At 64.7% G+C, this 11,446-nt stretch carries 10 protein-coding genes and 1 pseudogene; 5 read left to right on the plus strand and 6 right to left on the minus strand.

What is annotated here, in order from left to right; all coding sequences use genetic code 11:
* The coding region (locus GEV06_26790) for a carboxypeptidase regulatory-like domain-containing protein (GenBank protein ID MPZ21467.1) at positions 1-831 on the minus strand (831 nt) is incomplete at its 3' end.
* 196 nt (positions 832-1,027) lie between these two features.
* Between GEV06_26790 and GEV06_26795 the strand changes: the two genes are divergently transcribed.
* Both GEV06_26795 and GEV06_26800 read left to right on the plus strand, forming a co-directional pair.
* The gene (locus tag GEV06_26795; protein MPZ21468.1) at positions 1,028-2,935 is read left to right on the plus strand and encodes a DUF5110 domain-containing protein; all 1,908 of its coding nucleotides are present in this window, start codon (positions 1,028-1,030) and stop codon (positions 2,933-2,935) included.
* Between the two features lie 212 nt (positions 2,936-3,147).
* Positions 3,148-4,344: an L-rhamnonate dehydratase gene (locus GEV06_26800; GenBank protein ID MPZ21469.1), complete on the plus strand. Its 1,197-nt coding sequence runs from the start codon at positions 3,148-3,150 to the stop codon at positions 4,342-4,344.
* Positions 4,345-4,375: 31 nt separating this feature from the next.
* On the opposite strand, the gene GEV06_26805 is transcribed toward GEV06_26800, so the two are convergent.
* The 5 genes from GEV06_26805 to GEV06_26825 all read right to left on the minus strand — a co-directional run bounded on the left by GEV06_26805 (position 4,376) and on the right by GEV06_26825 (position 7,984).
* The gene (locus tag GEV06_26805) at positions 4,376-4,573 is read right to left on the minus strand and encodes a hypothetical protein (protein ID MPZ21470.1); all 198 of its coding nucleotides are present in this window, start codon (positions 4,571-4,573) and stop codon (positions 4,376-4,378) included.
* 71 nt (positions 4,574-4,644) lie between these two features.
* Entirely contained in the window at positions 4,645-6,327 is a 1,683-nt protein-coding gene (locus GEV06_26810; GenBank protein ID MPZ21471.1) for an FtsX-like permease family protein, read from the minus strand.
* A gap of 59 nt (positions 6,328-6,386) precedes the next feature.
* Positions 6,387-6,764 (minus strand): PIN domain-containing protein, encoded by a 378-nt coding sequence (locus GEV06_26815; GenBank protein ID MPZ21472.1) that lies wholly within the window; start codon positions 6,762-6,764, stop codon positions 6,387-6,389.
* Positions 6,761-7,009 (minus strand): type II toxin-antitoxin system prevent-host-death family antitoxin, encoded by a 249-nt coding sequence (locus tag GEV06_26820; GenBank protein ID MPZ21473.1) that lies wholly within the window; start codon positions 7,007-7,009, stop codon positions 6,761-6,763. Before GEV06_26820 ends, GEV06_26815 begins: the two co-directional genes overlap by 4 nt.
* A 102-nt stretch (positions 7,010-7,111) precedes the next feature.
* Positions 7,112-7,984: an alpha/beta hydrolase fold domain-containing protein gene (locus tag GEV06_26825; protein ID MPZ21474.1), complete on the minus strand. Its 873-nt coding sequence runs from the start codon at positions 7,982-7,984 to the stop codon at positions 7,112-7,114.
* A gap of 205 nt (positions 7,985-8,189) precedes the next feature.
* Here GEV06_26825 and GEV06_26830 point away from each other — a divergent pair, with 205 nt between their 5' ends.
* The 3 genes and pseudogenes from GEV06_26830 to GEV06_26840 form a co-directional block, all read left to right on the plus strand.
* Positions 8,190-9,191 carry a GguC protein gene (locus tag GEV06_26830; GenBank protein ID MPZ21475.1) on the plus strand — a complete coding sequence of 334 codons (1,002 nt, stop codon included), beginning with the start codon at positions 8,190-8,192 and terminating at the stop codon, positions 9,189-9,191.
* Between the two features lie 34 nt (positions 9,192-9,225).
* Positions 9,226-10,874 (plus strand): annotated as a pseudogene (locus GEV06_26835) (FAD-binding protein).
* Positions 10,875-11,195: 321 nt separating this feature from the next.
* A partial coding sequence (locus GEV06_26840) for a hypothetical protein (protein ID MPZ21476.1) occupies positions 11,196-11,446 on the plus strand: 251 nt, incomplete at its 3' end.

The following is an 11,446-nucleotide window of genomic DNA, read 5'->3' on the forward strand; positions in this document are numbered from 1 at the left end:
CATCGACCCGAAGGCGAACGTCCGGTTCCTGACGATCGGCCCGCCGAGACTCCAGTTCGCCTCGTTCCGGCGAAAGACCGGCACCTCGGACTGGAACGTGTTGCGCGCCGCCAGCGCGTTGTTGGTGTGAAACCAACCGGCCGTGCCGTGATAGTCGTTGGTGCCCGATTTGGTGATGACCTGAACCTGGGCCGAGGAATTGCGGCCGTACTCGGCCGAGAAGTCGTTGATCCTCACGCGCAGCTCCTGGACGGAGTCGGCGTTGGGGTTGTAGTTGGTCACGCCGCCGCGCGGGCTGGCGTTGACCGAGGCGCCATCGACCAAGAAGCTGTTCGATTCGGCGCGCTGGCCGTTCGCGTTGAGATTGACGCCATACTCCGCCGAGAAGATGTCGCCCGACGCCTGCGCGTACGCCTGGCCGCCCCCGGAGGGCAAGCCGGTGACGCCACCGCTCAGCACCACCAACGTCATGAAGTTTCGGCCGACCAGCGGAAGCTCCTTGACCTCGGTCTCGTTGATCTGGCGGGAGATCGTCGATTCCCCCGTCTCGACGAGCGGTACGCCTCCAACGACGTCGACAGTCTCGGTCGCCTGTCCAATCGCGAGCTCCACGTTCAGCGTCTTGACCTGCGTGCCTTCCAGCACGAAGTCCTCGATGACCTGGCCTTCGAAATTCTGGGCCGAGACCATGATGCGAAATCGGCCGGGCGGAAGCGACGGCACGCGGTAATAGCCGGCGCTCGACGTGCGCGTCGTCCGCGAGACATTCGTCTCGAGGTTCTCGACGACCACCTCGGCATCCGGGATCGCCGCGCCGCTCGGGTCGGTCACCGTGCCGGTCGATGGCGCGCTGGCGCGTGAAGAGGCGGGCCGCTTGCTCGGCCAGCATCGCCGGCCAGCCTCGTTCCGACCGGTGACAGCAGGCAATCTCCGTGTTCGATTCACGCCGGCGCCACCGACGATTCACGTCGAGACGACCGCTGGTCAGCCGGTGCAGCGGCTGACGCTCGATCCACACGCGCCCGGCATGTCGTTCCTGCTGAGCAAGGGGCCGTTGCTTGGATTGGGCGAAGGGGGACCGCAGTTCGACCGCAAGGGGTCGACGGACCGGATGCGCAATGGGCAGGGCGGCTACCGGTTGAGAACGCACGGCGGCCGCGTCCCGATCCAGTGGCTGGTTGGCACGGACGGCTGGGCCATGTTCATCCACCATCCACTGGGTGTGTTCGATTTCACCGGACGCGAGGGCAAGTTCACACCAGGCATATCGCGGAAGCGCGAGGGCCTGCCCGACCCCGTCGATCCGCTGCCGCTCGACGTGTTCATCGTTGCCGCGCGCGAGCCTACCGCCATCATCGCGGAGTACGCGCGCATCACGGGACACCCTGAGCTGCCGGCGTTGTGGACGTTGGGCTATCAGCAGTCACACCGCACGCTGGCTGGTCCGGACGAGATCATGTGGGTCGCCAACACGATGCGGGAGAAGAAGCTGCCGTGTGACACGCTGATCTATCTCGGGACGGAGTTCACGCCGTCGGGCTGGAACACGCGCAACGGCGAGTTCACCTGGCACGAGGGAAACTTCCCCGATCCAAAGGGCATGATCGAGAAGCTGCATGCCCGGCATTTTCGCGTCGTGCTGCACATCGTGATCGAAGGGCGGCGTCTCACGGGAACCGTCGACGAGCCCTGTGATCCGAAGAATGCGGTTCCCAGCGGCCGCACGCCGGACGACCGGTGGCCGGATGACCGCAGCGTGCCGTGCTACTGGCCGTACCACAAGCCGGTCTTCGACCTCGGCATCGACGGCTGGTGGCCGGATCAGGGTGATGGCCTCGACGCCGCGTCGCGCCTGCGCCGTATCCAAATGTATTGGGAAGGATCCCAACTCTGGCGACCCGACGAGCGGCCGTTCGCCCTGCACCGCAACGGATACGCCGGCATGCAGCGTTACGCCGCGTTCCTCTGGTCCGGCGACGTCTACTCGACGTGGGAAACGCTGCGCACGCACGTGCCGGTTGCCATCAACACGGGCTTGAGCGGCATTCCGCTGTGGGGCACCGACATCGGCGGCTTCGTGCCCACGAAGGAGTACACCGGCGAGCTGCACGTTCGCTGGGTTCAGTTTGGCGCCTTCTGTCCGCTCTTTCGTGCGCACGGTCGCACCTGGCACCTGCGCCTGCCCTGGGGATGGAAGACGGGCAAGCTCGGGCCGAGTGAGGTCAGACGCTACGGCGACGCGGCCGATCCGGATCCGAGCGAGCTGAACAATCCCGAGGTCGAGCCCATCTGCCGTAAGTATCTGGAGCTGCGGTACCGGCTGATGCCGTACCTGTACACGGCAGTGCGGGAAGGGTGCCAGACGGGGCTGCCTATCATGCGCGCGCTCTGGCTCCACTACCCAGACGATCCTGCGGCGGTCGCGCGCGGCGACGAGTACTTGTGGGGACGCGACATCCTCGTCTCGCCGGTGACCGAAAAGGGAGCGACCTCTCGGCGCCTCTATTTGCCGCGCGGTCTCTGGTTCGATTTCTGGACAGAAGAGCAGATGCAAGGTGGACGTGAAATCGATCGACCGGTCGACCTCGCGACCATGCCACTCCACGTGCGGGCAGGCGCCATCCTGCCGCTGGGGCCTGTCAAGCAGCACACAGACGAGGTAGTCGACGGACCACTGACGCTCGTCGTGTATCCGGGCGCCGACGGGAACGCTGCGCTCTATGAGGATGACGGCAAGACGTTCGAGTACCGCAAGGGCGAGTGGATGGGAATCGAGATGACGTGGCGCGACGCCGACCGGCAGCTCACATTGCGACTGGCCAGCGGATCGCGCATGCGACCGCCGGCGAAGCGGGTCATCGAAGTGCGACTCGCGGGTCAGAAAGAGACGCGCACGGTGTTCTTTACCGGTCAGCCGCTGGACGTGAAGGTCTAGGTAGGGCCGCCTCGCCGAGGCGGCCGTGATGCGCCTCGCCAAGGCGGCCGTGACGGCGCGGGAGGCTGACGCGCCCTCCCATCGCGCCCGGTTCCATCCCCACCTCTGCGAGCGCCCGCCCAGAGCAGTGACGCGCTGCGCCTGATCAGCCTGCATTCGTTATCATTGTCCGTCGATTTGGACGGTTCGTCGTTTCACCTGAAGGGCCCTGCATGAAGATTACGGAAGTTCGCACGCGCGTCGTCGAGTGGCGGGGCAAGACGGTGCCCCTGCCTCCGCACTTTTGTACCAATCCCATGGATCTGCTGTCGCCGTACCAGGTTCCGTCCGGGCAGAGTCGAGGGACCTCGATGGAAACCTTCACGTTCCACGGCTGGCTCGTCGTCGAGGTCTTCACCGACGAAGGCCATGTCGGAATCGGGAATGCCGCGCTCGCGCCGCGTGTCACCAAAGAGGTCATCGATGGCCATCTCGTGCCGCTGCTCATCGGTGCGAGCCCATGGGACGTGGAGCGGCTCTGGCAGCACATGTTCCGCAAGACGATCGCGTTCGGGCGCACAGGGATTGGGATGGTCGCGATCAGCGCCGTCGACATCGCGTTGTGGGACCTGCTCGGCAAGGCGACACAGCAGCCCGTCTACCGCCTGCTCGGTGGGCGGACGAAAGCCAGAATCCCCGTGTACGCGAGTCGCCTGTACAGCATACCCCTCGACGAGCTGGCGGCGGAGGCCACCGGCTACAAGGAGCAGGGATATCAAGCGATGAAGCTGCGCTTTGGCTGGGGGCCGACCGATGGCGCCGATGGGATGCAGCGCAACGTGGCACTCGTGCGAACGGTGCGCGACGCGATTGGCGACGGGATCGACCTCATGGCGGACGCCTATATGGGCTGGACGCTCGATTATGCCAAGCGCATGTTGCCGCTCCTCGAGCCGTTCAATCTCCGCTGGCTCGAAGAGCCGGTGATTCCCGATGACATCCATGGCTATGCGGAGCTCAAGGCGTATGGACGTGTGCCCATCGCGGGCGGCGAGCACGAGTTCACGCTCTATGGCTTTCGCGACCTGCTCGAGGCGCGGGCAGTCGACTATATCCAGTTCGACACCAATCGCGTGGGCGGGATCACGCAGGCGCGCAAGGTCGCAGCGCTCGCCGAGGCGCACTCCATCCCCGTCATTCCGCACGCGGGTCAGATGCACAACTATCACGTCGTGATGGCCAGCCTCAACTCACCGATGGCAGAGCATTTTCCCTTCGTCGACGTCGAGGTTGGCAACGAGCTGTTTTGGTACATCTTCAACGGCGAGCCGAAGGCGCGTGACGGGTTCGTGGATCTGGACGAGGCCGTGCCGGGCCTCGGCTTGACAATCAACGAGGATGCGCTTCGAGACTTCGAGATCCACGAATGAAGCTCGCCCCGCTTCGGGCTCGCGTGGTGGGTCACAATGGCTTGGTGCGTCCCGCCCGATGATCGCGGAGCGCTTCGCTGGCCAGTTTGGTGAGTCGACCTGCCGCCGCATCCTGTTCAAGCTGCTGATCCCAAGCGGCATCGTACTCAGCGAACCATTTTCGGAACCGAGCCAGCTCCTTCGCGGGCAGACGCTTCACCACACCACTGATCTCTTCCACCGTGCTCATACAATTCCGTTAATATCGGTAACCGAGTGGAATATTATCGCTTGTGCACTTGTGAGTCAAGGAAGGCACGACTACTCCCGGAGCGCTCGCGTCGGGTCGATAGTCGCTGCTCGACGGCCGGGAATCAGACAGGCAACGAGCGCGACCGCAACCAACGCTCCTACCGCGGCCAGATACGTGGCGGCGTCGAAGGGTTCGACACCATATAGCAGGCTGCCAGCGGTGTGGGACGTGGCGCCAGCGACAATGGATCCAAGCAAGACACCCGCGGCTGTCAAGGTGCCTCCAGACTTCAGGATCTCGGACAGGATCTGGCTGGGGCGTGCCCCGATCGCGACACGGAGGCCGATCTCCTTCGTGCGTGCCGTCACCAGATACGCCATGACGCCGTAGAGACCAACCGCCGCCAGCGTCAGCGCCATCGCCGAAAAGAGGCTGATGAGGAGTGTGCGGAATCGGTACTGCGCAAGTGTGCCCTGTAACGCCTCGCTCAACGGCCGCACCGCGTAGATCGGTCGCGAGGGCTCGACCCTCCGGACGGCGTCCCGGACGGTGGCGGCCATGCCTGCGGGATCGCCGCGGCCCCTGATCAGGAAATAGGCGTCGGGCCAATAGTGAAGGAATCCGCAGGCATAGATGAGCGGCGCCGGCTCGCTGGCTGGGCCCTCTTCTCTTGCATCCGCGACCACGCCCACAATCCTCGGCTCGGCGTCCCCGATTGGACCTCGACGGAGGGTCCTTCCCATCGGGTCACGTCCCCCCAGGTAACGCTCCGCGAAGCGGCGATTCACCAGGGCCTCGAAGGGACGCTTCGGATCGCGACTCATCCGGCACGTATTACCCAAGACAATGGGAATCCCGACCGTCTCGAAGTACCCGGCGGTCACGATGCGCCATCCGGCAAATTGCCGTGTGCCATCGGGCGAGCGCTCGCCGACGATCTCGAACTCTTGCGGCCAGGGCGCATCCACGCCCGGAAGGCCGCTGGAGATGGCCACCGACGACACACCGGGGAGCGACGAGAGGGTATCCAGCAGCCGCTGATGACGCGGGGCGGTCGCGCTCGGCGGCTCGCCGTAGCTCGCGCTCACACGAAGCGTGAGCACATTGTCTGCCCGGAAGCCAAGCGGCGTCTCCTGGAGGCGCATCAGGCTTCGGACGAAGAGCCCGGCGCCCACGAGCAGCACCGTGGCCAGCGCGAGTTGCGCGCACACCAGCGCTCTTGGAACGCGCTGCGACGTGCCTGCGACGCCCCTGCCGCCCCGAAGCGCCGATCCACACAAGTCCGACCGGAACGTCTGGAGCACCGGCGCAAGCGAGAACAGCACCGCCGCCAGAACCGTTAGCGTCAGGACGAACACCAGCACTCTGGTGTCGACGACGAGGTCGGCAATCCTCGGAACGTCGGGCAGGCGCTGGCGCAGCAACGCGACGCCCGCAAAGGATGCCGCCAAGCCCACCAGAGCACCGACCGCGGAATAGGCGAGCCCTTCGGCCAGCAACTGTCGGGTAATCGCGCCTCGGCTTGCCCCGATGGCATGTCGTGTGGCGACCTCGGCCCGGCGTCCATCGAGCTGTGCGAGCAGCAAGCAGGCGACGTTGGCGCACGCGGTCAGCAGGAGTAAGCCGACCGAGCCGACCAACAAAAGGAGCGCGAGCCGAAGGCTGCCGACGAGCTCCTCCTTGAGCGGTGTGACTTCGACGCTCCACCCGGCGTCTGTCGTCGGATGGCGCTTTCCGAGCGACTGCTGCACCGCGGCGAGATCCGCCTATAGTAGTAAGACTATGGGTAGGTCAACCTGGGCGCACCTCGTCAGACGACTTCTACCAACTCGGAGTAGGGCCGCAGGACAGGATCCGCAGTCAGCAGCCGCGCAGGCTCTTCCAGGGCCTGTGCCACCAGCAGCCGATCGAACGGATCGCGATGATGCAGGGGAAGCGAAGCAACCTTCGCCGCGTGAAGGGCGCTGACGGGCAGCTCGGCGAATCCCGATGACTCGATCTTTCTCGCCAATTCATCGATGTCAACCCGCAGCTTACCGACACCGGTCTTGATTGCCGCCTCCCAGATGGAGGCAGCGCTGACGAGTACCAGCTCGGCGTCTGCAATTCGCTGGCGGGTAGCTGACTTCAGTCGCGGCGAGTCGGCGAGAAACCAGAGGTACAGCTGCGTGTCGAGCAGCAGCTTCATCGACTGCGGCCCTCGAAGGCGTCCAGAATATCGTCAGGCAGCGGCGCGTCGAAATCGTCCGCGATCCACAACTTTCCCTTCAGCGCGCCTGGCCGGCGAACGGGCTTACCGGGCGCCAGCGGCACGAGCCGCGCGATCGGCTTCCCCGCTTTGGCGATGACGACGGATCGGCCTGCCGCCACTTCGTCCAAAAGCCGGGACAGATGCGTTTTGGCCTCGTGGATGTTCACTGTTTTCGTGCTCATGGAGGAAACCCATTGACGAATGAACTTAGTCTAGTTGAACTAAGATGTTCCCGCAAGCGTTCGGTCCCTTCGGTGGAGCGCGAGCCCGGCCCAGCCGGAAGGTTAGAGCAGCCCCCTGACCTTCAGCCAATCGACGAGGCGGTCCGGCCAGGATGAAAGCACCGGATCATCGGGTGCGAGCCCCACGCCGTGGCGGCCTCGCTGGTAGATGTGCAGCTCGGCGGGGACGCCAGCACCGCGCAGCGCGAGATAGAACATGACGCTGTTTTCTGGCGGCACGCGCGTGTCGGAGTCGGTGTGGAACAGGAAGGTCGGTGGCGTCTCCTTGGTGACCTGCTTCTCGTTGGAGAGCGCGGCCAGACGCGCCGGTGTCTGGTCGTCGCCGAGCAGGCGATCGCGAGACCCCTCGTGCGTCCACGACTCGACGAACGTCACTACCGGATAGGCTGCAATGAGAAAGTCGGGCCGCGCGCTCTCGCGTTCGACGGGATCAGGCGCACCCGCGCGCCCATCCTCGATGTGCGTGGCCACGGTGGTCGCCAAGTGGCCGCCGGCCGAGAACCCCATGATGCCAACGCGGTCGCGGCGGACGCCATACTCGTCGGCGTGCGCCCGCACGTAACGGATCGCGCGCTGCCCGTCATGCAGCATCGCGGGGTGATGGTATCGGTGGCCCAGACGGTACTTCAGCACGAACGCTACGATGCCCAGCCGGTTGAAGAACTCGGCCACCTGTTTGCCCTCGTGATCCATCGCAAGGTTGCGATAACCTCCGCCCGGACAAATCACGACGCCGGTCTGTGTGGAGGCACGCGAGGCGGGAGTATAGGCCGTGAGCGTGGGCACATCCTCCTCTTCTTCGCCAACCGCGTCCGGCGTGCCATCGGGCCACAGCAGGATTGGCGCCCGCGGCGGAGCAGCCCAGAGCGGCGCCGCGCTGCTCATTGATACGAGTGTCACTGCAGCAAGCATCATCGTGGCGAGTCTCATTCAAGGTTTCCTTTATCGCCCCGAGGGCGCGGTGAGGGTCAGAGCTGAATTGACGCGAGTCATTTGTCGTGCGTATAGTCGATCGACCTGGAATCTGTCGGGATCACCGTCGATCCTACGAACAAGACACTGAAAAGGCTTCCAGCCATTCCACTGAAATGACGTCGTGCGGGCTGGATTGTAGGTCGCCATGGTTCGTGTAATCCAGCTCACAGACGGCTCGGTCCGGCGTGTCGCGCTCGTCGACGAGCCGCATCTGCGCCTCCTCCAGGGCGTCGAGTCCGTCTATGCGCTGGCCGTCACTGCTGCAGCCGAGAGTACACCGCTCTCGTCGCTCGTGAGCGCGCGCGCCAGCGGCGACCGGCTCGAGTACGACGCGGTTTACGCGGGTGGAGCCGCGTGGCGTCTCCTCCCGCCGTTCGACCATCCCACCGAGCCCGCACGGTGCACGGTGTCTGGCACAGGGCTCACGCATCTCGGCAGCGCCCGTGACCGGGATGCCATGCACGACCAGAAGGATACGGCGGCGACCGATAGCATGCGGATGTTTCAGGCCGGCTTGGCGGGGGGGCGTCCGCCGGCCGGCTCTATCGGCGCGGCGCCCGAGTGGTTCTACAAGGGCACGGGCGATGCCATTCATGCCCACGGCGAGCCGCTCATCGTTCCAGCGTACGGGGAAGGCGCCGGCGAGGAAGCGGAGATCGCGGGTATATACATCGTCGATCCCGCAGGGCGTCCGCACCGCGTCGGCATGGCCGCTGGCAACGAGTTCTCGGATCATGGCTTCGAGCAACGCAACTACCTCTACCTGGCTGGGTCGAAGCTGTTGATGTGTGCACTAGGGCCCGAGCTCGTGATCGATCCTTCCTTCGACTCAGTGCCGGGAGAGGTCTGGATCGAGCGGAATGAGACCACGATCTGGACGAAGCGCATCGTGAGTGGCGAGGCTGAAATGTGTCACAGCCTCCAGAACATCGAGCATCACCACTTCAAGCTCGCGGCGCACCGTCGTCCCGGCGACGTCCACGTCCATTTCTTTGGCGCGCACTCATTGAGCTTTGGTGATCAGGTGACACTCGCTGATGGTGACGTGATGGGGATCCGCTTCGAGGGCTTCGGACGGGCGCTTCGAAATGCCATCCGCATCGAACAAGCGGCCCATCGACTGGTGGTCGTGCCGTCGCTCGAGTGAAGACTCGGGTGAAAGGGGGGAGGAGGTCTTGGCCATGCAAGTGATGTCTCCACGTAATGTCCACCCGGTCATCGTCGTCGGCAGCGGCGCTGCTGGCGGCATGGCCGCCTGGAACCTGACGCAGCAGGGGATCGATGTGCTCCTCCTCGATGCCGGGGAGAGGTTCAAGCGCGAGAGCTTCTGGACGCACGTGCGGCCGTGGGAGTGGCGCGAGCGCGAGCAGCGGGGCGAGCGCGCACCTCAGTTCTTCCTGGACACGAAGGAGCAGCCCTACGTGACCCCGCCGGAGCGCCCCTTCGAGTTGATTCGTGTCTGGGGCCACGGCGGCAAGACGAACGTCTGGGGCCGCGTCAGCCTGCGCTACAGCGATCTCGACTTCGAAGCGCCGGCGCGAGATGGGTGGGGCCTTCCCTGGCCGATTCGTTACAAGGATCTCGCGCCCTACTACGACAAGGTCGACCAGCTCATCGGCGTCTGCGGAGGCGATGACGACTCGGATGTGTTACCCGGGAGCAAGCATCACCTGCCCCCTCCACCACCGCGCTGCGCCGAGCGGCTGATGCAGCAGGCCGGGGATCGACTGCGCACGCCCTTCGTGGCCATTCGCCGCGCCGTGATGACACGGCCGGTCCGGGGCTTTCCCGCGTGCCACTACTGTGGCGGCTGCGGTCTCGGGTGCGACACGGCCTCTTTCTTCTGCACGGCCGATCACCTGCTGCCGTTCGCGGAGAAGACGGGCAAGCTCGAGATTGTATCCAGCGCGGTAGCGGCGCGTGTCCTCGTCGACGACGAGGGGCGCGCCAGCGGCGTCCAGTACTTCGAGCGGTCTTCCGGCAAGGAGCAGCAGGTGTCCGGCAAGGTCATCGTCATGGCCGCGAGCTGTGTCGATTCCACGCGCATCCTGCTCAACTCGAAGTCGCGGCAGCATCCCAACGGCATCGGCAACGGCTCGGATGTGATTGGACGCAACCTTTGCGAGCAGATCCGCATCCACGCGCAAGGGTTCATGCCAGCCTTGTATGGGCGGCCGACCACCAACGACGAGGGTATCAGCGGCGCCCATGTCTACATGCCGCGCTTCAACCACCGTGCCGGCCACGTTCGCGACTACCTTCGCGGCTTTGGGATGCAGTTCTGGAACACCGGCTGTCGGCCGACGGGCGAGCACGTCGCGCCGCACGTGCCAGGCTTCGGCACGGCGTTCAAGCGAGAGGTCAAGCGCCGTTATCCGTCGTGGGTCGAGTTGCATCCATTCGGTGAGACGCTCTCGTACGCGCACAACCGCATCACGGTGGACGAGGGCCGGACGGATCGCTACGGCGTGCCTCTGCTCAGATCGACTACCGCCTCGGAGACAACGAGCGGCAGATGGCTGCGCACATGGCGGACACGATCGAGGAGATTGCGCACGAGGCGGGCATCGAGCTCGTTGGATGGGATCGGACCAAGCTGGACAACAATGGCTCGGCGATCCACGAGCACGCGGCTTGCCGGATGGGCGACGACGCGAAGCAGTCGGCGCTCAACAAGTTCAATCAGATGCACGAGGTGCCGAACCTCTTCGTGGTCGACGGATCCTCGTTCACCACCGCGTCGGAGAAGAACCCGACGCTCACTATTCTCGCGATCTCGTGGCGCGCGACCGACTATCTTGCGGAGCAGATGCGTAACGGAAACCTCTGAGCTGCAACAGGGCAATTAGGTTTTGTAATACCTCCATTAGCACGTCCTTAGTGCAGCTAAAGCTGAGGCTTTTCACTAAGTGGTCCCTATGCATCTGTGGCTACACGCGACATTTGTGTAGTTCGATGGGGACACTTATGTCAGTAGCGTCGGAGCTTTGTAGCTCGCTATAATCCTCACGTTGCATCTCTCACGGGTGTGTGCGCACCACCCTTCCTTTAGTGCACACCTGCCGGCGCGCCCGCCGAACGCGCTCGGTCGGAGAGATGTTTGCAATGCGCGGCGCCGACGGCGCTATTCCGCTGGAGGAGGAGACGTCAGATGAACAGCTATACAAGGATCGCGAGCAGTCTAGCGATCGTGGGCCTCGTCTTGGCCGTGGGTGCTCCGCCCAGCCTCGCGCAAACCGGCGCGGGCGGCCTACGTGGATACGTCAGAGACGAGCAGGGTGGTGCGCTGCCGGGCGTCACGGTCACCGCGACGAGCCCGGAAATGATCGGGCCCGCCACGGCGGTGACCGATGGTGAGGGCTACTATCGTCTCATCAATCTCGCACCTGGCACGTACACCAT

Source organism: Luteitalea sp., assembly GCA_009377605.1.
Classification (GTDB): Bacteria; Acidobacteriota; Vicinamibacteria; order Vicinamibacterales; family Vicinamibacteraceae; genus WHTT01.

Bases quoted from the DNA above. Each gene is read 5' to 3' on its own strand.
- GEV06_26800 (MPZ21469.1), top strand. From the start codon at position 3,148: ATGAAGATTACGGAAGTTCGCACGCGCGTCGTCGAGTGGCGGGGCAAG.
- GEV06_26830 (MPZ21475.1), top strand. From the start codon at position 8,190: ATGGTTCGTGTAATCCAGCTCACAGACGGCTCGGTCCGGCGTGTCGCG.
- GEV06_26795 (MPZ21468.1), top strand. From the start codon at position 1,028: ATGTCGTTCCTGCTGAGCAAGGGGCCGTTGCTTGGATTGGGCGAAGGG.
- GEV06_26820 (MPZ21473.1), bottom strand. From the start codon at position 7,009: ATGAGCACGAAAACAGTGAACATCCACGAGGCCAAAACGCATCTGTCC.
- GEV06_26805 (MPZ21470.1), bottom strand. From the start codon at position 4,573: ATGAGCACGGTGGAAGAGATCAGTGGTGTGGTGAAGCGTCTGCCCGCG.
- GEV06_26815 (MPZ21472.1), bottom strand. From the start codon at position 6,764: ATGAAGCTGCTGCTCGACACGCAGCTGTACCTCTGGTTTCTCGCCGAC.
- GEV06_26825 (MPZ21474.1), bottom strand. From the start codon at position 7,984: ATGATGCTTGCTGCAGTGACACTCGTATCAATGAGCAGCGCGGCGCCG.